Genomic DNA, 20,728 nt, shown 5'->3' on the forward strand with positions numbered 1-20,728 from the left:
GGGCTGGCGCTGATGGCGGCGCCGGCCGCGGGCCGCGCCGAGGCGGCCGGGAATCCCGGGCTGGATCCCGGGCAGGCCCTGCGCCTCAGCCAGGCGGCGCTCGGGCGGCAGATCGGCGATCACATCCTGCTGGATCGCCAGGGCCGCCCGGTGGCCCTTTCCTCCTTCCGCGGCAAGCCCCTGCTGGTCAGCTTCATCTACACCGGCTGCTTCCAGATCTGTCCCGCCACCACCCGTTCGCTGCAGGAAGCCGTCGAGGCCCTGCAAAAGAGCGTGGGCGCCAGCCAGTTCAACGTCGTCAGCATCGGCTTCAACCAGCCCGCGGATTCGCCGCAGGCGCTCAAGGCATTCGCCACCCAGTACGGCATCACGACGCCCAACTGGGATTTCCTCAGCCCGCCCGCGGCCATCGTCCCCGCGCTGACAGCGGATTTCGGCTTCGCCTATGCGGCCACGCCGGCCGGCTTCGACCACGTCCTCCAGGTCTCGGTGCTCGACGCCGACGGGCGCATCGTGCGCCAGATCTACGGCGAGGACGTCGTGGCGGGCGAACTGGGCGAGCCGCTGAAGATGCTGCTCGCCGGCCTGCCCATGAACGCGGAAAACTCCGTGCTCGACAACCTGATGGACCGCATCCGCATCATGTGCACGGTGCTGGATCCGGAAACCGGCGCCTACCGGGTCGATTACACCCTGCCGGTCCAGATCGCCGGCGGCGCGACCTTCTTCATCCTGATGATGGCCTTCTTCATCAACGAATGGCGCACGAGCCGCAGGATTTCAGCCAAAAAGAGGGGCCGTGGCATCGCCTGACGCGCGCGCGTCCGATCCGCGTGCCGGGCGCCGCCCCCGCGGCCGGGTCGCGGCGCCGGCGCCCGGAGACGCAAGCCCCCATTCCCTAGGAGAGCCCCGATGAGGCGCGTTTTCGACTGGCTCGGCCAGGCCCTGCTGTATGGCTGTTTCGCCGTGGCGATCGGCGTCTTTTCGCGCTGGCCCGTCTACCACCCCCTGGGGCCCGACATGGCGCAGATCAAGGTCAGCTTCATGCACCACGGCGCGCGGCTGGCCGACTGCCGGCCCTACACCGCCGAAGAACTCGCCAAGCTCGCGCCCAACATGCGCGGGGCCGCGAAATGCGAACGGGAACGCTCGCCGGTGAGCATCGAGGTGGACCTCGACGGCCGGCAGGTGGTCAGCCACGTCTCCGCGCCCTCGGGCCTGTCGCGCGATGGCGCCTCCACCCTGTACCGGCGCCTGGACGTCCCGGCGGGCGAGCACCGCATCGCCGTGCGCTTCCGCGACGACCAGTCGGCCCGCGGAGCCGTCCAGCAGCATGAGGCGGTGGTCACGCTGGCGCCGGCCCAGGTGCTGGTGATCGATTTCAACGCCGACAAGGGAGGCATCGTCCTGCAATGAGCGCGAACCCCTGTCATGTGCCGGGCCTGCGGGCCGGCCCGGCCACTCCGCCGCCGGCGCGCCTGGGCGCGGACTACCAGCTGGACGTCTCCGGCGAGGCGCGCCTGGCGCTGGGGCGCGGCTGGCTCGGCCTCGGGCTGGCCGCGCTGATCGGCTCGGGCATCTTCTCGGTGCTGCTGGTGGCCTCGCGCACCCCTTACGTGAACCGCTGGCTGCCGGCCGCCGACTTCTTCCAGATTTCCCTGGTGCTGCATGTGGACCTGTCGGTGCTGGTCTGGTTCGTTGCCATGGCCGGCCTGCTCTGGAGCCTGTACGGCACCGCGCGCGCGCAATGGCTGGCCTGGCCGGGCCTGTGGATCACCGCCGCCGGCACGCTCGCCATGGCGCTGGCGCCCTTCCTGAACCCGGGCCAGCCCATCATGGCCAACTACATCCCGGTGCTCGAATCGCCGCTGTTCCTGGCGGGCCTGGTGATGTTCGGCCTGGGCGCGACGCTGCTGGTGCTGCGCAGCCTGCTGGCGGCACCCCGGCTGGGCATGCGCTACGACGGGCGGGCGCGCTGGGCTTCGGCCTGGGCGCGGCCGCCGTGGCCGCGGCCGTCGGCGTGCTCGGCTTCGCCTGGTCCTGGGCCGTGCTGCCCACCTCGCTGCACGGCAAGGCCTACTACGAGATCCTGTTCTGGGGCGGCGGCCATGCCCTGCAGTTCACCTGGACCCTGCTGATGCTGGTGGCCTGGCTGTGGCTGGCCAGTGCGTGCGGCGCGCGTTCCGTGCTGACGCCGCGCGTCACGGTCATGATGTTCTCCCTGGCGCTGGCGGGGGTCTTCGTCACGCCCTACGCCTATCTCGCCCACGACGTGGCGTCCGTCGAGCACCGCGCCCTGCTCACCTGGGCCATGCGCCTGGGCGGCGGCCCCGCCATCCTGCCGGTCGGCCTGTCGGTGGTCTACGGCGCGCTCGCGGTGCGGCTGCGCGCCCCCGAACAGCGGCCGCTGCGCGCGGCGCTGCTCGCCTCGGTGCTGGTGTTCGCCGCGGGCGGCGTGATCGGCATCTTCATCGCCGGCAGCAACGTGCGTATCCCGGCCCACTACCATGGCTGCATCGTCGGCGTGACGCTGGCGCTCATGGGGGTGGTCTACCGCGTCCTGCCCGCGCTGGGCTACCGTGCGCCGCAGGGCCGCATGGCCACCTGGCAGCCCTGGCTCTACGGCATCGGGCAGCTCATCCACATCACCGGGCTGGTCTGGTCCGGCGGCTACGGGGTGCAGCGCAAGGTGGCGGGCGCCGAGCAGGTGCTGCGCAGCACCGGCGAGGTGGTCGGCATGGGTATGATGGGGCTGGGCGGCCTCATCGCCATCATCGGGGGGCTGCTGTTCGTGGTGGTGGCGATCCGCGCCATGCGCCAGCCGGCGGCGCGCGACTCGAAGGCTTGAAGGGAATCCAATGATCAAGAGAATCCAGAGCCTGCTGCAATGGCTCTTCCTGCGCGTCGAAGGCATGTTCAACGCCGCGTTCGGCGACCGCATCAATCCCTTCTATCACCTGGGCGCCATCTCCTTCTTCCTGTTCTGGGTGGTGGGGGGCAGCGGCCTGTACCTCTACGTGTTCTTCGAGACCGGCATCGTCGACGCCTACGACTCGGTGATCGAGCTGAGCACCACGCAATGGTGGCTGGGCGGCATCCTGCGCAGCGTGCACCGCTACGCCTCGGACGCGATGGTGCTCACCATGGCGCTGCACATGCTGCGCTATTTCGCCTTCGACCGGTTCCGCGGGTTCCGCTGGTTCTCCTGGATGACCGGGGTGATGCTGATCTGGATGGTCTACGCCACGGGCATCAACGGCTACATGCTGCCCTGGGACCAGCTGGCGCAGTACGTCACCGTGGCCACGTTTGAATGGCTCGACTGGCTGCCGATCTTCGACGGCGCGCTGATGCGCAATTTCCTCTACACCGAGCACGTCGGCAACCGCTTCTTCACCCTGCTGTCCTTCATGCACGTGGGCCTGCCGCTGGTGGTGCTGATGGTCATGTCGATCCACGCGCAACGGGTGCCCAAGGCGCGCACCACGCCGCCGCGGGCCATCGCCGCCGGCCTGCTCGCCACGCTGGTGGCACTGTCGTTCGTGGCGCCGGTGCACAGCCAGGGCGGGGTCAGCGACCTGGCCCGGGCCGTCGCCCGGATCGAGCCCGACTGGTTCTACATGGCGGTCTTTCCGCTGATGACGCAATGGCCGATGGCCTGGGTGTGGGCCCTGGTGGTCGGCGGCTCCGTGCTGCTCGCGCTGCTGCCCTGGTGGCCGCCGCGGTTCCGGCGCGGCGAGCGGCGCATGGCGGGGCTCGTCATCCACGGCGGGCAAGGCACGAGCGCGCAGTTCCAGGCGCGCGAGGGCGAGACCATCCTCGACGCCGGCCTGCGGGAAGGCCTGCCGCTGTCCTTCGAGTGCCGCAACGGCGCCTGCGGCCTGTGCATCTGCACCGTCCAGCAGGGCGCCTACGACCACCGGCCCTACAGCCCCGGCGCGCTGACCGATGCCCAGAAGGCCCGCGGCATGGCCCTGATGTGCTGCGCCGTGCCGCGCGGCGACATGGTCGTCGAGGTCGAGGACGCCGTGGCGGGCGCGGGCACGGCCCGCACCGTGCGGGAATACACCGCCGTGGTCGAGCGCCTGGAGCCGCTCGCCCAGGACGTGATGCTCCTGGTCCTGCGGCTGTCGGAGGGCGCGGCGCTGGACTTCGAGGCGGGGCAGTACATCAACATCGTGCTCGACGACGGCCAGCGGCGCGCCTTCTCCTTCGCCAACCGGCCCGGTGCGGACGCGCTGATCGAGCTGCACGTCCGCCTCGTCCCGGGGGGACGCTTCACGACCCACGTGTTCCAGGGCATGAAGCCCGGCGACGTGGTGCGCTTCGAGGGGCCGCTGGGCCAGTTCACGCTGCGCGACAGCCGCCAGCCCATCCTGTTCGTGGCCGGCGCCACGGGCTTCGCGCCCGTCAAGAGCATCGTGGAGGACGCCTTCGCGCGCGGCGTGCAGCGTCCCATGCGGCTGTACTGGGGCGTGCGCCGGCGCGAGGACCTGTACATGCTCGAACGCTGCGAGCAGTGGCAGCGCGAGCACGCCAATTTCACCGTGGTGCCGGTGCTGTCCGAGCCCGCCGAAGGCGATGGCTGGACGGGGCGCACCGGCCTGGTGCACGAAGCCATCCTGGCCGATTTCACGGACCTGAGCGGCTACGAGGTCTATCTGTGCGGCTCGGTGCGGATGGTCGAGGCCGCGGCGCCGGCGTTCATCGCCCAGGGGCTGGACGAGAGCGTCTGCTTCTCCGACGCCTTCCTGCCGGCGTCGCGGCTGCCCGCCCAGCCGGCGTCCTGAGCCCCGCGGGGCGTCCGCGCCATGGCAGGGGCGCCCACGCTATAATCCGGACTTGCCCGAGGGGCGCTGCACCGGCGCGGCGGCGGAATCCGATGGATCCCGCCCGCGCCGCCAGGCTCGGGATTCCTTCTTCAAACGGCGCCCATCGCCGTCCTGCGCGGGCGGAGGTGGGCACGGCCGTGACACCCCCTTCGCCGGCGCAGGCTCTACAGGATCACCATGAGCACTGCACACGACTACGTCATCGCCGACATCGCCCTGGCCGACTGGGGCCGCCGCGAAATCGCCATCGCCGAAACCGAAATGCCCGGCCTGATGGCCACGCGGGAAGAATTCGCCGCGTCCCAGCCCCTGAAGGGCGCGCGCATCGCCGGCAGCCTGCACATGACCATCCAGACGGCGGTGCTGATCGAGACCCTGAAGGCCCTGGGCGCGGAAGTGCGCTGGGCCTCGTGCAACATCTTCTCCACCCAGGACCACGCCGCCGCCGCCATCGCCGCGGGCGGCACGCCGGTGTTCGCCGTCAAGGGCGAGTCCCTGGAAGACTACTGGCAGTACACGCACCGCATCTTCGACTGGCCGGGCGAACAGGCCAACATGATCCTGGACGACGGCGGCGACGCCACCCTGCTGCTGCACCTGGGCGCGCGCGCGGAGGCCGACGCCTCGGTCATCGCCCGCCCCGGCAACGAAGAAGAGCGCGTGCTGTTCGCCGCCATCGAGGCGCAGCTGGCCCGCGACCCGAAATGGTATTCCACGCGGCTGGCGCAGATCCGCGGCGTGACCGAGGAAACCACCACCGGCGTGCACCGCCTCTACCAGATGTCGCAGCGCGGCGAGCTGAAGATCCCCGCCATCAACGTCAACGACTCGGTCACCAAGTCCAAGTTCGACAACCTGTACGGCTGCCGCGAATCCCTGGTGGACGGCATCAAGCGCGCCACCGACGTGATGGTCGCGGGCAAGATCGCCGTGGTCTGCGGCTTCGGCGACGTGGGCAAGGGCTGCGCCCAGGCGCTGGCCGCCCTGCGCGCCCAGGTCTGGGTCACGGAAGTCGATCCCATCTGCGCGCTGCAGGCCTCGATGGAAGGCTACCGCGTGGTGGACCTGAACGACGCCGACGTGGTCGAGCAGGCGGACATCTTCGTCACGGCCACCGGCAACTACCACGTCATCGACCGCGACCACCTGTACCGCATGAAGGACCAGGCCATCGTCTGCAACATCGGCCACTTCGACAGCGAGATCAACGTCGCCTCGGTGGAAGACCTGCCCTGGGAGGAAATCAAGCCCCAGGTGGACCACATCATCTTCCCGGACGGCAAGCGCGTCATCTTGCTCGCCAAGGGCCGCCTGGTGAACCTGGGCTGCGCCACCGGCCATCCGTCCTTCGTGATGTCGGCGTCCTTCACCAACCAGACCATCGCCCAGATCGAGCTGTACACGCGCGGCGACCACTACAAGACCGGCCAGGTCTACGTGCTGCCCAAGCACCTGGACGAAAAGGTCGCCCGCCTGCACCTGAAGAAGCTGGGCGTGCGCCTGACGGCGCTGACGCAGAAGCAGGCCGACTACATCGGCGTGCCGGTCGCAGGCCCCTTCAAGCCGGATCACTACCGCTACTGAGGAGAGTTCCATCATGCTGCTGCTCGTCTGGATCCTGAACGCCGTGGCCCTGCTGGTCGTGGCCTACATCCTGCCCGGCATCACCGTGGCCTCGTTCGGCTCGGCGCTGATCGCCGCGCTGGTGCTGGGCCTGCTCAATGCCGTGGTCAAACCCCTGCTGATCCTGCTGACCCTGCCGCTGACCATCGTCACGCTGGGCCTGTTCCTGCTGGTGCTCAACGCCCTGGTGTTCTGGTTCGCCGGCTCCATCCTGAAAGGCTTCCAGGTGGACGGCTTCTGGTGGGCGGTGATCGGCGCGATCGTCTACAGCATCGTGTCCACGGCCCTGGCGGGGTTGCTGGCCTCATGAACGGTTCCGCCTCCGCGATCAGCCTGGAATTCTTCCCGCCGCGCGACATCGCCGCCCAGGAACGCCTGGTGCGCTCCGCCAAGCGGCTGGAGGCCCTGCGGCCGGCCTACGTCAGCGTGACCTTCGGCGCGGGCGGCTCCACCCGCACCGGCACGGCCGACACCGTGCGCATGCTGCAGAACCTGGGCGTGGACGTGGCGCCGCACCTGTCCTGCATCGGCGCGACGCGCGCGGAACTGCGCGCCATCCTGGACGACTACCGCGCGCGCGACATCCGCCGCCTGGTCGCCCTGCGCGGCGACCTGCCCTCGGGCATGGGCGGCGACACGGGCGAGCTGCACCACGCCGCCGACCTGGTGCGCTTCGTGCGCGAGCACTACGGCGATCACTTCCACATCGAGGTCGCCGCCTATCCCGAAATGCATCCCCAGGCCGAAAGCGCGGCGGCCGACCTGCGGCATTTCGTGGACAAGGTCCGGGCCGGGGCCGACGGCGCCATCACCCAGTATTTCTTCAATCCGGACGCCTATTTCGATTTCGTCGACCGGGTGCGCGCGCAAGGGCTGGACATCCCCGTCACGCCGGGCATCATGCCGGTGACCAACTACACCCAGCTGGCGCGCTTCTCGTCCATGTGCGGGGCGGAAATCCCGCGCTGGATGCGGCTGCGGCTGCAGGACTTCGGCGACGACAAGGCGTCCATCCGCGCCTTCGGCATCGAGGTGATCACGCGGCTGACCGCGCGCCTGCTGGAGCAGGGCGCGCCGGGGGCGCATTTCTACACCCTGAACAACGCCGACGCGGTGGCGCAGATCTGCGCCAACCTGGGGCTGGACGCCTGAGTTCCGGCGTGCCGGCCTCGTTGCCGCAGGCGCGATGAAGGCACGGCGATCCGCGGGCGGGTCCCGCGTCTACAGTTCCGGCGCCGGCACGGCCCAGCCCTTGTCGGTCAGGATCGCATCCAGGCGGACGTCGTGCGCGGCGGGGGCGTAGGCCTCGCCGCTCAGGTCGCCGCAGGCCCAGGCCACGCCCACCGTGGTGAACGCATGGCCGGCCGCCTTCAGCGCCGCCAGGGTGCGGTCGTAGTAGCCGCCGCCGTAGCCCAGGCGGTCGCCCTGGCGCGTGTAGCCCAGCGTGGGCACCAGCACGACGTCGGGGGCGGGGGCTTCGGGGCCGTCGGGCTCCAGGATGCCGTAGGCCCCGGGTTTCATGGGGGTGTCCGGCGTCCAGGCGCGGAAGCGCAGCGGCTGGCCGGGCGCCGCCACGACCGGCAGCGAGACCGTCAGGGTCTCGTCTTCCGCCCATTGGCGCAGCAGCGCCTGCAGGGCGGGCTCGTCGGCCATGGACCAGAACGCGGCGATGCCGCGCACGTCGGGGCGGCCCGATTCGCGCAGGCGGGTGCGGTTGGTCGCCAGCCAGGTGTAGAGGCGGCCGCGGATCAGCAGCGCGCCGCGCTCGCGGTCCTGGGGCGGCATCCCGGCGCGGCGCTGCTTGAGTCGCGTCCGCAGGGCGGCTGCGTTATCCTGTGCGTTCTGATTCATGTAGTGACTGGTTCGCGGGGTTTTTGGCCATGAGGCGAAGTTTCATAGGATATCCGGGATTCGCCGGGGATGCAGAGCCGGCCTCGTCCCGATCGCGTCATCGGTACATGGCCTGGGGCCTGGCGGCCCTGCTGGGCCTGTCGGGCTGCGCGGGCGCCCAGGCGCCCACGGCCGCCGAACAGCAGGCGGGCGAAGCCCCGCGCGTCGTCCTGGCCGCGCCGGCCTCGGACTCGCCCGCGCCTGCGCCCGCCGCGTCCGAAACCCTGCCGCCTCCGGTGGTGCCGGCGCCCGCGCCGGTGGTGGTGCCGCCCGCCGCCCGCCAGGCCGTCGTGGACGCCTACGAGGCCTTCCAGAAGCGGCGCTGGGCCGATATCGACCGCCTGGCGCCGCTGGCCGCCGCCGACCCGGTGCTGGGCCTGTATCCACGCTACTGGGCGCTGCGCAACCGGCTGCAGGACCGCGCCCGTCCCGTCCCGGACGCCGAAGTGCGCCAGTTCCTGGCCGACGCGGCCGGCACCTACCTGGACGAACGCATCCGCGCCGACTGGATCCTGGCGGCCACCCGCTCCGGCGACTACGTCCAGGCCCTGCGGGTGCCGGCGGTGGCCGAGCCCTCGGCGGCGGTGCGCTGCGCCCTGCTGCTGGCGCGCCACCAGAGCGGCAAGCGCGCCCGCGCGGCCGAGGTGCTGGACGTGTTCCAGCCCAATGCCGACTGCTGGGACCTGCTGGACCAGGCGGCGGCCGACCACATCCTCAGCCGCAAGGAGCTGAACGGCCTGCTGCGCGACACCCTGGAAAGCGGCAAGCAGGGCGACGCCGACCGCATGGCCGGCGTGGTGTTCGACGACGCGGCCATGGTGCAGTACGCCGCGCTGATGAAAAATCCGCGCAAATGGCTGGAATCCCGCGGCCAGCCGCGCGCCGCCGTGGATTTCGAGCTGGCCGCCATCGCCCTGTCGCGCCTGGCGCGCAGCGACGACCGGGCCGAGGCCGCGCGCACCATCCAGGAACGCTGGGCGGGCTGGATGCCGAAGGCCGACCTGCAATGGGTCTGGGGGCAGTTCGGCCTGGTGGCCGCGCTCAACGTCGATCCCGAGGCCGCGCGCTGGTACCGGCAGTCCGGCTTCGTGCCCATGACCGACTACAACCACGCCTGGGAAGTCCGCGCCGAACTGCGCGCCGCGCCCATCGACTGGGACCGGGTCGCCACGGCCATCCGCAAGATGAGCGGGCGGCAGGCCGACGAGCCCGTCTGGCGCTACTGGTACGGCCGCGCCCTGGCGGCCCAGGGCAATGCCGTGGCCGCGCGCCAGTACTACGAGTCCATCGCCGCCGAGCAGGGCTTCTACGGCCTGCTGGCGGCCGAGGAACTGGGCCGCACGCCGGCCCTGCCGCCGCAGCCCGCTCCCCTGGACCCGGCCTGGACCGCCCAGGCGCGGGCCAATCCCGGCCTGCGCCGCGCCGTGGCGCTGTTCGACCTGGGCTGGCGCAGGGAAGCCGTGCCCGAATGGAATTTCGCCCTGCGCGGCATGAGCGACGCCCAGCTGCGCGGCGCGGCGGAATTCGCCCGCGAGCAGCACATCTACGACCGGGTGGTGAACACCTCCCTGCTGACGCGCGGCGTGGCCGATTTCAGCCAGCGCTTCATCGCGCCCTTCGAGGGCCAGGTGGCCGCCAAGGCGCGCCTGATCGACCTGGACCCCGCCTGGGTCTACGGCCTGATCCGCCAGGAATCGCGCTTCATCACCGACGCCCGCTCGCGCGTCGGGGCGTCGGGCCTGATGCAGCTGATGCCGGCCACCGCGCGCCACGTGGCGCGCAAGATCGGCATGAAGGACTTCAAGCCCAGCCAGGTCAACGATTTCGACACCAACACGATCCTGGGCACGAGCTATCTCAACATGGTGCTGCGGGACCTGAGCGGCTCCGAGCTGCTCGCCACGGCGGGCTACAACGCCGGGCCGGGCCGGCCGAAACGCTGGCGCGCCCAGCTCCAGGCGCCGGTCGAAGGCGCGATCTTCGCCGAGACCATTCCTTTCACCGAGACCCGCCTGTACGTGAAGAACGTCCTGTCCAACGCGGTCTACTACGCGATGCTGTTCTCCGGCCAGCCCGATTCGCTGAAGGCGCGCCTGGGCACCGTCGACCCCATGGACGGGACGCGGACGGCGCGGCCGTGACCGCGCGCCGCAGCGCCGGCCACGCCGGCCCTGGCGAGGCCGGGCCGGGCCGGGACCGCGCGGCGCCGCCGGACGGCGGCCTGGATGCGGACGACCCGGCCGTCGCCGGCCTGGAGGTCTACATCGTCGGCGGCGCGGTGCGCGACGCCCTGCTGGGCCAGCCGGCGGGCGACCGCGACTGGGTGGTGGTGGGTGCCAGTCCCGAAATCATGGCGGCGCGCGGGTTCACGCCGGTGGGCGGGGATTTCCCCGTTTTTCTGCATCCGCGCACGCACGAGGAATACGCCCTGGCGCGCACCGAGCGCAAATCCGGCCGGGGCTACCGGGGCTTCGTGTTCCACGCCGGGCCGGACGTCACCCTGGAAGACGACCTGCGCCGCCGCGACCTCACGGTCAATGCCATCGCGCGGGCGCCCGACGGCGCGCTGATCGATCCCCTGGGCGGGGTGGCCGACGTGCGCGCCCGCGTGCTGCGCCACACGGGGCCGGCCTTCGTCGAGGATCCCGTGCGCCTGCTGCGCCTGGCGCGCTTCGCCGCGCGCTTCCACGATTTCTCCATCGCCCCCGAGACCCTGGACCTGTGCCGCGCGCTGGTGCGCGGCGGCGAGGTGGACGCCCTGGTGCCCGAACGCGTCTGGCAGGAGTTCGCCAAGGGGCTGATGACGGGCCACCCCGGCCGCATGCTGGACGTGCTGGCCGCATGCGGGGCGCTGGAGCGGGTCGCGCCCGGCCTGGCGTGGGACGGCGAGGTGCGCGCGGGCCTGCACGCGGCGGCGGAGCGCGGGCTGGATCTCGCCCAGCGCTACGCCCTGCTGTGCCGCGCCTCCGGGCCCGGCCTGCAGGACGCGCTGCGCGCGCCCTCGGCCTGCCGCGATCTGGCGCGCCTGCTGCCGGTGGTCCTGCAAGGCCTGGAAGGCGGCGCCGGCGGCGCGGAGGCCTGGCTCGGCCTGCTGGAATCCTGCGATGCGTGGCGCCGCCCGGATCGCTGCCGGGCGCTGCTCGAGGCGGCCTCCTGCGTGCGCGGGGACGTCGATCTCTCCGCGTGGGCGCGGCGCATCGAGGCCGTGCGCGCCATCGACGCGGGAGCGGTCGCGCGCGCGGCCGGGGGCGATCCCGCCCGCATCCGCGAGGACTTGCGCGCGGCGCGGCTGGCGGCGCTGGCGGGGGTCGGGGCGGGATGCTGAGGGATCGATCCGTCGGATGCAGCGGACGGCCCGGGACGGCACCGCCGGCGCACCTGGAAAGGTGCGAAAGGCGTGCGCCATGACTGCGGAGGATCGACCCATGGATGACCAGCCCGTCCTCGTCTTCGACTCCGGCATCGGCGGCCTGACCGTGCTGCGCGAGGCGCGCGTGCTGATGCCCGAGCGGCGCTTCGTCTACGTGGCCGACGATGCCGGCTTCCCCTATGGCGGCTGGGCCGAGGACGCCCTGCGGGACCGGATCGTGGACCTGTTCGACGGGCTGCTGCGCGACCATGATCCGGCCCTGTGCATCGTCGCCTGCAACACCGCCTTCACGGTGGCGGGCGCCGCGCTGCGCGCGGCCTATCCGGGCATGACCTTCGTCGGCACCGTGCCGGCCATCAAGCCGGCGGCCGAGCGCACGCGCTCCGGGCGGGTGTCGGTGCTGGCGACGCCGGGCACGGTGCGGCGCGACTACACCCGCGACCTGATCCAGTCCTACGCCTCGCAATGCCACGTGACCCTGGTGGGCTCGCCCCGGCTGGCGCGCATGGCGGAAGCCTACGTCCGCGGCCTGCCGGTGAGCGACGAGGCCGTGGCCGCCGAGATCGGCCCCTGTTTCGTGGAAGAAGACGGCGCGCGCACCGACATCGTGGTGCTGGCCTGCACGCACTATCCCTTCATGGCCAACGTGTTCCGCCGGCTGGCGCCCTGGCCCGTGGACTGGCTGGATCCGGCCGAGGCCATCGCCCGGCGCGCCCGCAGCCTGCTGCCGCGCCGCGCCGACGCCCTGCATCCGGAAGAGGACGACCTGGCGCTGTTCACCGGCGGACGGCCGGACTTCGCCACGCGGCGCCTGATGAACAGCTTCGGCTTGAAGGTGGGGTAGGGTAGGAAGCCGGGCGATGGCCCCGGCCTGGGATGCCTGGCCGTGTCCGGCCGCCTACAGCCGGTCGCGCCGGTCGCCGCGGGCGAAGCCCAGCAGGGGCGCGTCCAGGCCTCGGCCGACGGCCAGGACCTTGAACAGCTCGCCCATCTCGGCCTCGGACAGCAGGGTGTTCAGGGCGGTCAGCTGGCGCGCGCGCTGCGCGGGATCGTCGCCGGGGGCGCGGATCAGGTCCGTCAGGCCCGCGTTCATCAGGAAGCGCGCCTGGGACGTGTAGCCCAGCACGTCCAGGCCGCCGTCCAGTGCGGCGTCCGCCATGGCGGTGAAATCCACGTGGGCGGTGATGTCCTGCAGGCCGGCCAGGATCAGCGCCTGGTCGTGGGCATGGTGGCGGAAATGGCACATCAGCGTGCCGCGCAGGCGCTGGGGGTGGTAGTACTCGGCCCGCGGAAAGCCGTAGTCGATCAGCAGGGCGGCGCCGCGCCGCAGCCAGCGGCCCAGGTCGCGCACCCAGGCCTCGGCCTGCGGGTTCATTTCGGACTGGTAGCCGGGTAGGGGCGGCATGCGCGCGGCCAGGGCGGTGGCGGTGGGCGGCGGCGCCGGCCGCGCCGCCCAGCGGAAGGGCGCGGCGGCCTCGGGCCGGGCGTCCAGGGCGACGCCCAGCAGTTCGGGCTCGCCCGCGGCGTTCCAGCGGAACAGGACGGCGGGCATGGCGTCCAGGACTTCGTTGGCGACGACGCAGCCACTGAAGGCCTCCGGCAGCGCGTCCAGCCAGCGCACCTGGCCGGCCCGGTCCGACAGGCGGTCCCGCTGGCGGGCGCGCAGGTCGGCGGACAGTTCCAGGATGTCGTATTCGGCCTCGATGCCCAGGTCCCGCAGGGCGGGAATCAGCGCGGCGGCCAGGGCGCCCGAGCCGGCGCCGAATTCCAGGACGCGGGCGGACCCGCTGGCCTCCAGCACCTGGGCGACCTGGCGCGCGAGCGCCCGGCCGAACAGGGGGCTGGTTTCGGGAGCGGTGGTGAAATCGCCTTCGCGGTGGAACTTGGCGCTGCCGGCGCTGTAGTAGCCCAGGCCGGGCGCGTACAGGGCGGCTTCCATCCAGCGCTCGAACGGCAGCCAGCCGCCGGCGTCGCGGATGCGCTGCGCGAGCATGGCCTGGACGCGGGCGCCGTGGGCACGCGCATCGGCGTCGGGTTCCGGCAGGCCGGAGGGGGTGTGGACGGCGGGCGGTTCCATCATGGGGCGAGGCGGGAGATAGGACAGTCCCCTACGGATGAACCCGGACACGCGGCAGTCCCTGCGGACTGCTGCGTGCCTGGCGAATCGGAGCGGCCTGCAAGCCGCGACGTGGAGGGATGCCACGACTATAAAACAAAAGCCCCGGCATGTTGGTGCCGGGGCAGCGAGGCGATCAGATCACCGGATCAGGCAAACCGGGGACGCGCCGCGCGGGGCTGATCCTGGCGGGCCTGCCGCTTGAAGGACGGCTTGGCGCCGGCCTTGGCGGGGCGGGCGGCGCGCGGTGCGTCGCCGTCGCGGCTCGGGCGCGGGCCCGCGCCGTGCGGGGCGCGCTCGGCCTTGGCGTGGAAGGGGCGGCCTTCGCCACGCTCCGCGCGGGCGAACGCCGGCTTGTCCTGTTCCCAGGGCTTGCGGGCGCGCGCCGGGCGGGCGCCGTCGGCCTGGCCGTTCTGTTCCCAGGGCTTGTGGGCGCGCGCCGGGCGGCTGCCGTCGGCGGCCTGGGCGTCCTGCTGCCAGGCGGGCTTGCGGGCATGGACGGGGCGCGTGTCCTCGCCCGCCCGGGCATCCTGCTGCCAGGGCTTGCGCGCGCGCGGCGCGGCGCCGGCGGCGGGGCCGTCCTTGTGCCAGGGCTTGCCGTGGGGCTTGCCGCCTTGCGGGCGGGCGCCGCGGACGGGCTTGTCCTTGTAGGTGGGGCGCACGGACCGCTGCGGCTCCAGGCCGGGGATGGTTTCCATGGGGATGGCCTGGCCGATGAAGTGCTCGATGCGGCGGACCTTGTGGCGTTCGGCGTGCACCGCCAGGGTGATGGCCTGGCCATTGCGTCCGGCGCGGCCGGTGCGGCCGATGCGGTGCACGTAGTCCTCGGCCTGCAGGGGCAGGTCGTAGTTCACGGCGTGGCTGATGGTCTGCACGTCGATGCCGCGCGCGGCCACGTCGGTGGCCACCAGCACGCGCACCTGGCCCTTCTGCAGCAGGCCCAGGGTGCGGGTGCGCTGGCGCTGGTTCATGTCGCCGTGCAGGGCGGCGGCGGCGAAGCCCTCGTCGCTCAGGTGGTCGGCCAGGTCGTCGGCGCCGCGCTTGGTGGCGGTGAAGACGATGGCCTGGTCCAGGGTGGTGTCGCGCAGCAGGTGATCCAGCAGGCGCAGCTTGTGGGCCTTGTCGTCGGCGTACAGCAGGTGCTGGGTGATGTGGGTGTGCTTCTGGTGCGCGTGCGAGACCTCGATGCGCTTCGGTTCGCGCATCATGTTGGCCGCCAGGTGGGCGACCGTGCCGTCCAGCGTGGCCGAGAACAGCAGCGTCTGGCGCTCGGCCGGCGTGGCGCGGACGATGGTCTCGATGTCCTCGATGAAGCCCATGTCCAGCATGCGGTCGGCCTCGTCCAGCACCAGGGTCTGGACGGTGGACAGGTTCACGCGGCGCGCCTGCAGGTGGTCGATCAGGCGGCCCGGGGTGGCGACCAGCACGTCCACGCGGCGCGACAGGGACTTGATCTGGGCGCCGTAGGGCATGCCGCCGACCACGGTGGCGACGCGCAGGCCGTCGATCTGCTTGCCGTAGGCGCGGGCGGCGTCGGCCACCTGCATGGCGAGTTCGCGCGTGGGCGCCAGGACCAGGATCTGCACGCCGCGTCCGCCCGCGCCGGCGCGGTGGCTCAGGCGCTGCAGGGCGGGCAGCATGAAGGCGGCGGTCTTGCCGCTGCCGGTCTGCGAGGACACCATCAGGTCATGGCCGGCCAGCGCCTGCGGGATGGCGGCGGACTGGACGGAGGTGGGGGTGTCGATGCTCAGGTCGCGCAGGGCGGCCACGAGCTGGGGCGCGAGCCCCAGGGAGTCGAAGGACATGGTTTCCTTGCGCCCGCGCAACGCGGGCGGTGTGCCGCGGGGACCGGATGGACGTCCCCGCTGGGTTGCTGCCGCGGATGTCTGCCGGGCAAGAATCAGTCGCATGTGCCGACCGGATCAACCCAAACGGCACACCCGGCGCAAGGCCGATGGCATGAAACCGAGGTCAGAAGGTCAGAAAACAGGCAATTCGCAAGTTTGACATGGGGATTTCCCTGAGTCAATGAAAATTCTGGATTCGCCCTCTCGTTTTCCCCGAGTCGTGTTGGTTCGGCGACGAATCGGCCGGAATTCCGGCGGTTGCGCCTGTTGCATTCTGTTAGGCTATCTCCTGCACGCAATCGTTTCAGGTCTCAAGGGTTGAATCCGCATCATGATGCTTGACCATTTCTTCGTCACCGGCGCGGAGGCCGGTCCCATGGTCGAAGGCACCTGGCAGCCCGGGCTGGTCCTGCTGTCGGTCGCGGTGCCGATCTTCCTGTCCCTGATGGCGCTGCAGACCGCGCACATCGCCCGCCATACCCGCAGCCGCTTCTACCGCCACGTCGCCATCGGCACCGGGGCCGTCGCCCTGGGGGGCGGGATCTGGACCATGCATTTCATCGGCATGATGGCGTTCCACCTGCCGGCCCCCATGGTCTACCGCACGGACATCACCCTGCTGTCCCTGCTGCCGGGCCTGGCGGCCTCGTGGGTGGCGCTGTGGATGCTGTCGCAGCGCCAGCCGGCGCGCTGGCCGCTGATCGCCGGCGGCCTGTTGGTGGGCGCCGGCATCGGCGCGATGCACTACATCGGCATGGCCGCCATGCAGAGCACGCTGGAGATGCGCTACGACCCGCTGCTGTTCGCCCTGTCCATCGTCGTGGCGGTGGCGCTGGCGGTGCTGGCGCTGTGGATCCGCTTCGGCCTGCGCCGCACCTCGCTGGCGCGGCGGACGCGGTTCCTGATCAGCGGGGCGATCATGGGCGTGGCGATCGCCGGGATGCACTACACCGGCATGGCGGCCGTGCGCTTCTACGGCGAGGTGGGCGGAGCCGCGCACGGCATCTGGCTGGACACCACCTGGGCGTCGCTGGGGCTGGCGTCGATCAGCCTGACGGTGGCGGTGCTGGTCACGTCGCTGAACGGCCTCATCCGCACCCGCGAGCTGTACCGCGAGGTCGGCGAAAGCCAGTCGCGCCTGCAGGCCATCCTGGACACGGCCGTGGACGCCATCATCACCATCGACGGCCATGGCATCGTGCAGGAATTCAGCCATTCGGCCGAGCGCCTGTTCGGCTACCAGGCGGGGGAGGTCGTCGGGCGCAACATCAACATGCTGATGCCCGAGCCCTACCATTCCGAGCACGACGGCTACCTGCGGCGCTACCGCGAGACCGGGGTGACGCACATCATCGGCATCGGCCGCGAGGTCGTCGGGCGGCGCAAGGACGGCAGCCTGGTGCCGGTGCGCCTGGCCGTCGGCCGCGTGTCGCTGCCCACCCAGGAGATGCTGTTCGTCGGCATGCTGACCGACATCAGCGACAAGCAGGCGCTGGAGGCCTCCCTGCGCGAGGCGGCCGAGCGCGCCGAGCAGGCCGCCGCCGCCAAGGGCCATTTCCTGGCCAACATGAGCCACGAGATCCGCACGCCGATGAATTCCATCATCGGCTTCACCGACCTGCTGCTGCAGACGGACCTGCAGCCGGCCCAGCGCAGCCACCTGAACACCATCCGCCAGTCCTCGCGCAGCCTGCTGCGGCTGCTGAACGACATCCTGGACACCTCCAAGATGGACAGCGGCCGGCTGGAGCTGGAAAACCGCGATTTCTCGCTCAAGAGCCTGGCGATGCAGATCGAGTCCTCGCTGCGGCTGGGCGCGCAGGCGCGCGGTCTGTATCTCAGGACCCACTATCCGGCCGACATGCCCGAGCATTTCAAGGGCGACACCCTGCGCCTGCTGCAGGTCCTGACCAATCTGGTGGGCAACGCCATCAAGTTCACCGAGACGGGCGGCGTGGACGTGCTGTTCTCCCTGGAAGGCGGGGTGGTGCACGTGCGGGTGCGCGACACGGGCATCGGCATGAGTCCCGCGCAGGTCCAGTCCATCTTCGATCCCTTCACCCAGGCCGACGCCTCGATCAGCCGCCGCTTCGGCGGCACGGGGCTGGGCACGACGATCGCCCGCCAGCTGGTGGAGGCCATGAAGGGGCGCATCGAAGTCGAGAGCGAGCCCGGCCGGGGCAGCACCTTCCACGTGTGGCTGCCGCTGGCGCCGGGCTGCGCGCCCGACGAGCCGCCGTCCCCGGGCGGCGCCGCGCCGCTGCGGCCGCTGCGCGTGCTGATCGCCGACGACGTGGAGCAGAATCTGGAACTGCTGACGCTGGTGCTGCAGTCCGGCGGCCACCAGGTGGAGGCCGCGCGCGACGGCGAGCAGGCCGTGCAGGCCTTCCTGGCCGGCCGCTTCGACGTGGTCCTGATGGACGTGCACATGCCCGTCATCGACGGCCTGCAGGCCACCCGCCTGATCCGCCAGCACGAGCGCATTCACGGTCTGCCGGCCACGCCGGTCATCGCCCTGACGGCCAGCGTGATGGCCAACGACCGGCGCGAGGCGCGGCTGGCCGGCATGAGCGGCTTCGCCGTCAAGCCGCTGGACATTCCCCGGCTGTACGAGGAGATCGCGCGGGTGCTGGAAGGCCGGCCCGAGGCCGCCGACGATCCGCTCGCGGCCGGCCGCGCCGCGGCCCGGGCGATCGACTGGGACCGCGGCGTGGCGCTCTGGGGCGACCGGGCGCGGCTGGCCGACCGGATCCTGGCCTTCCTGGACGAGGCGCCGGGCAAGTACCCCCTGCCCGATCCGGGCGCGGACGCCGATCCCGAGGCCCTGCTGTTCAGCCTGCACGGCCTGCGCGGCGCGGCGGGCAATCTCGCCCTGATGGCGGTCTCGCAGCAGGCGGGCGAACTGGAAGAGCAGGGCCGGGCGGGGCACCTTGCCGACGCGCTGATGCGCCTGCCGCATCTGCGCGCCCTGATGGACGCCGCGCGCCAGGAAGCCAAGGCGGCCCGCCGGGATGCCTGCGCCGGGGCCGCGCCGGCCGCGTGCGGCCCGGCGCCGGCGGGCGCCGCCGATGCGGGCGGGGCGGCGGCGCCGGTCTCGGATGCCGGTCTGGAGGCCGCCGCCGCGGCGCTGCGCGCCGTGCTGGCGCGCAACGAGCTGGACGACGCCGTGCTGGGCGTCGTCTGCGCCGGCCTGGAAGCGCGCGGCGGCCATGCACGGGCCCGGGCCCTGCGCGAGGCCATCGACGCCTTCGAGTTCGAGCGCGCCGGCGCGCTGCTGGAGACGCCGCTCGCGCCGGCCGCCGAACCCGCCGCGCAGCCGGACTGAACCCGGACCCGATCGAGAATGGACGCTTTCATGGACGACAAGAAGGATGCGCGCCGCACCCTGCTGCTGGTGGACGACGAATCGACCAATCTCCAGGTGCTGCGGCATACCCTGCAGGCGCAGTACCGCCTGCTGTTCGCCAAGGACGGCCCCACCGCGCTGTCCCTGGTGCGCAAGGAGCGGCCCGACCTGATCCTGCTCGACATCATGATGCCGGGCATGTCGGGCTACGAGGTCTGCGAGGCCCTCAAGCGCGACGAAGGCACGCGCGCCATCCCGGTGATCTTCGTCACCGCGCTCAGCCAGGTGGCCGACGAGCACAAGGGGCTGGAACTGGGCGCGGTGGACTACATCACCAAGCCCTTCAACCCGCCGGTGGTGCAGGCCCGGGTCCGCACCCACCTGTCCCTGGTGCAGGCCGAGGAAGTCCTGGAAACCCGCCTGCGGATCATCCGCTGCCTGGGCGCGGCGGCGGAATACCGCGACAACGAGACCGGCCTGCACATCGTGCGCATGAGCCATTACGCCTGGCGCCTGGCGCGCGAGGTGGGCTACAGCGACGAGGCGGCCGACGAACTGCTCAACGCCGCGCCCATGCACGACGTGGGCAAGATCGGCATCCCCGACGCCGTGCTGCTCAAGCCCGGCAGGCTGGACGCGGCGGAATGGGCCATCATGCGCCAGCACACCGTGATCGGCGCGCGCATCATCGGCGAGCACCGCTCCAGCCTGCTGCGGCTGGCCGCCATGATCGCCCTGCGCCATCACGAGAAATGGGACGGCAGCGGCTATCCCGACGGCCTGGCGGGCGAGGCCATTCCGCTGGCCGCGCGCATCGTCGCGCTGGTGGACGTGTTCGACGCCCTGACCAGCGTGCGCCCCTACAAGCCGGCCTGGTCCATCGAGGACGCGGTGGCCCACATCCGCAAGGAAAGCGGCCGCCATTTCGATCCCGCGTTGGTCGAGGCGTTCATGCGCTGCCTGCCGGACATCCTGGAATTCCGCGCGCGCTGGGCGGACGAGCCGGCCACGCCCGAGGTGGATCAGGTCCGCTGATCGGGGGTTGCCTCCGGCCGGCTCGCGCCGTTCGCTGCGCCCGCAGACGGAGCCGGATGCCTCAAGGGGCCAGCGGGATCCGGGTGTCGAACTTGCTGCGCCGCGTGGCGAAGAAGCTGCGCACGTTGCGCACGCGCGGATCGCCCGTCAGGCAGCGCAGCGCCAGGGCCTGGTAGGCCGCCATGTCCGCCACCAGGGCGACCAGCATGAAGTCCGGCCCGCTGCTGACGCGATAGCACTGCTGGATGGCCGGCTCGGCCAGCAGCCGGGCCTCGAAGGCGTCGGCCTGCGCGGCCGCCTGCGCGTCCAGCGTGACTTCGATCAGGACCGTCAGGGCCGTCCCCATCAGGGCCGGATCCAGGATGGCCACCCGCCGCTGGATGACGCCCGCCCGGGTCAGGCGGCGCACCCGCCGCAGGCAGGTCGGCGGCGAGGTGTGCGCGCGCGCGGCCAGTTCCTGGTTGCCGAGGGCGCCGTCCTGCTGCAGGATGTCGAGGATGCGGCGGTCCAGGTCGTCGAGTTCGAGCTTGGGCATGAAGATGTTTCCGGGTCGCAACAGCTGTGAGCAGGATGCAGGACGCGAGGCCCCGCTTGATCCATTCAATTCATTTCCATGTAGTTCATGAAATCCGATTTCATGGATGATCTTATATGAAATCATATTCCATT

Annotated in this window: 17 protein-coding genes and 1 riboswitch; of the genes, 13 read left to right on the plus strand and 4 right to left on the minus strand. The window is 71.6% G+C overall.

Annotated elements, in window-relative coordinates:
* Positions 1–12: 12 nt before the first annotated feature.
* The 8 genes from BN940_RS02260 to metF all read left to right on the plus strand — a co-directional run bounded on the left by BN940_RS02260 (position 13) and on the right by metF (position 7,607).
* On the plus strand, positions 13–813 hold the full coding sequence (locus BN940_RS02260; RefSeq protein WP_084330459.1) for an SCO family protein: 801 nt from the start codon (positions 13–15) through the stop codon (positions 811–813).
* Positions 814–912: 99 nt separating this feature from the next.
* The gene (locus tag BN940_RS02265) at positions 913–1,416 is read left to right on the plus strand and encodes a hypothetical protein (protein WP_043679690.1); all 504 of its coding nucleotides are present in this window, start codon (positions 913–915) and stop codon (positions 1,414–1,416) included.
* The gene (locus BN940_RS19610; protein WP_242404253.1) at positions 1,413–2,138 is read left to right on the plus strand and encodes a cbb3-type cytochrome c oxidase subunit I; all 726 of its coding nucleotides are present in this window, start codon (positions 1,413–1,415) and stop codon (positions 2,136–2,138) included. Before BN940_RS02265 ends, BN940_RS19610 begins: the two co-directional genes overlap by 4 nt.
* Positions 2,048–2,848, plus strand: a complete 801-nt coding sequence (locus BN940_RS19615) for a cbb3-type cytochrome c oxidase subunit I (protein ID WP_242404345.1) — start codon at positions 2,048–2,050, stop codon at positions 2,846–2,848. Before BN940_RS19610 ends, BN940_RS19615 begins: the two co-directional genes overlap by 91 nt.
* A 10-nt stretch (positions 2,849–2,858) precedes the next feature.
* Entirely contained in the window at positions 2,859–4,790 is a 1,932-nt protein-coding gene (locus tag BN940_RS02275; RefSeq protein ID WP_043679693.1) for a cytochrome b N-terminal domain-containing protein, read from the plus strand.
* 52 nt (positions 4,791–4,842) lie between these two features.
* Positions 4,843–4,941, plus strand: a riboswitch (S-adenosyl-L-homocysteine riboswitch).
* 68 nt (positions 4,942–5,009) lie between these two features.
* Positions 5,010–6,416 carry an adenosylhomocysteinase gene (gene ahcY / locus BN940_RS02280; RefSeq protein WP_043679696.1) on the plus strand — a complete coding sequence of 469 codons (1,407 nt, stop codon included), beginning with the start codon at positions 5,010–5,012 and terminating at the stop codon, positions 6,414–6,416.
* A 10-nt stretch (positions 6,417–6,426) separates the two neighbouring features.
* Positions 6,427–6,765, plus strand: coding sequence for a phage holin family protein (locus BN940_RS02285; protein ID WP_043679699.1), 339 nt, complete (start codon positions 6,427–6,429; stop codon positions 6,763–6,765).
* On the plus strand, positions 6,762–7,607 hold the full coding sequence (gene metF / locus BN940_RS02290) for a methylenetetrahydrofolate reductase [NAD(P)H] (RefSeq protein WP_043679702.1): 846 nt from the start codon (positions 6,762–6,764) through the stop codon (positions 7,605–7,607). The genes BN940_RS02285 and metF overlap by 4 nt, the downstream gene beginning before the upstream one ends.
* A gap of 69 nt (positions 7,608–7,676) precedes the next feature.
* On the opposite strand, the gene BN940_RS02295 is transcribed toward metF, so the two are convergent.
* On the minus strand, positions 7,677–8,306 hold the full coding sequence (locus BN940_RS02295; protein ID WP_043679704.1) for a 5-formyltetrahydrofolate cyclo-ligase: 630 nt from the start codon (positions 8,304–8,306) through the stop codon (positions 7,677–7,679).
* 107 nt (positions 8,307–8,413) lie between these two features.
* Here BN940_RS02295 and BN940_RS02300 point away from each other — a divergent pair, with 107 nt between their 5' ends.
* The 3 genes from BN940_RS02300 (at position 8,414) to murI (ending at position 12,559) form a co-directional block, all read left to right on the plus strand.
* Positions 8,414–10,486 carry a lytic transglycosylase domain-containing protein gene (locus tag BN940_RS02300; RefSeq protein WP_052355538.1) on the plus strand — a complete coding sequence of 691 codons (2,073 nt, stop codon included), beginning with the start codon at positions 8,414–8,416 and terminating at the stop codon, positions 10,484–10,486.
* Between the two features lie 80 nt (positions 10,487–10,566).
* On the plus strand, positions 10,567–11,670 hold the full coding sequence (locus BN940_RS02305; protein WP_043685563.1) for a tRNA nucleotidyltransferase/poly(A) polymerase-related protein: 1,104 nt from the start codon (positions 10,567–10,569) through the stop codon (positions 11,668–11,670).
* A gap of 100 nt (positions 11,671–11,770) precedes the next feature.
* Positions 11,771–12,559, plus strand: a complete 789-nt coding sequence (murI, locus tag BN940_RS02310; protein ID WP_162177835.1) for a glutamate racemase — start codon at positions 11,771–11,773, stop codon at positions 12,557–12,559.
* A gap of 54 nt (positions 12,560–12,613) precedes the next feature.
* Here the strand turns inward: murI and BN940_RS02315 are convergent, their stop codons facing one another.
* Both BN940_RS02315 and BN940_RS02320 read right to left on the minus strand, forming a co-directional pair.
* Complete coding sequence (locus BN940_RS02315) at positions 12,614–13,792, minus strand: class I SAM-dependent methyltransferase (RefSeq protein WP_043685565.1); 1,179 nt, start codon at positions 13,790–13,792, stop codon at positions 12,614–12,616.
* 188 nt (positions 13,793–13,980) lie between these two features.
* Positions 13,981–15,636 (minus strand): DEAD/DEAH box helicase, encoded by a 1,656-nt coding sequence (locus tag BN940_RS02320; protein ID WP_052355539.1) that lies wholly within the window; start codon positions 15,634–15,636, stop codon positions 13,981–13,983.
* A 373-nt stretch (positions 15,637–16,009) separates the two neighbouring features.
* Here BN940_RS02320 and BN940_RS02325 point away from each other — a divergent pair, with 373 nt between their 5' ends.
* Both BN940_RS02325 and BN940_RS02330 read left to right on the plus strand, forming a co-directional pair.
* A complete protein-coding gene (locus BN940_RS02325; RefSeq protein ID WP_084330460.1) occupies positions 16,010–19,003 on the plus strand; it encodes an MHYT domain-containing protein in 2,994 nt (997 codons plus the stop codon).
* Positions 19,004–19,033: 30 nt separating this feature from the next.
* A complete protein-coding gene (locus tag BN940_RS02330) occupies positions 19,034–20,059 on the plus strand; it encodes a response regulator (RefSeq protein WP_043685573.1) in 1,026 nt (341 codons plus the stop codon).
* A gap of 61 nt (positions 20,060–20,120) precedes the next feature.
* On the opposite strand, the gene BN940_RS02335 is transcribed toward BN940_RS02330, so the two are convergent.
* Positions 20,121–20,594: an Lrp/AsnC family transcriptional regulator gene (locus BN940_RS02335; RefSeq protein WP_052355540.1), complete on the minus strand. Its 474-nt coding sequence runs from the start codon at positions 20,592–20,594 to the stop codon at positions 20,121–20,123.
* Between the last annotated feature and the right edge of the window lie 134 nt (positions 20,595–20,728).

Origin of the sequence: Castellaniella defragrans 65Phen (genome assembly GCF_000612685.1) — a bacterium.
GTDB classification, from domain to species: Bacteria; Pseudomonadota; Gammaproteobacteria; order Burkholderiales; family Burkholderiaceae_B; genus Castellaniella; species Castellaniella defragrans.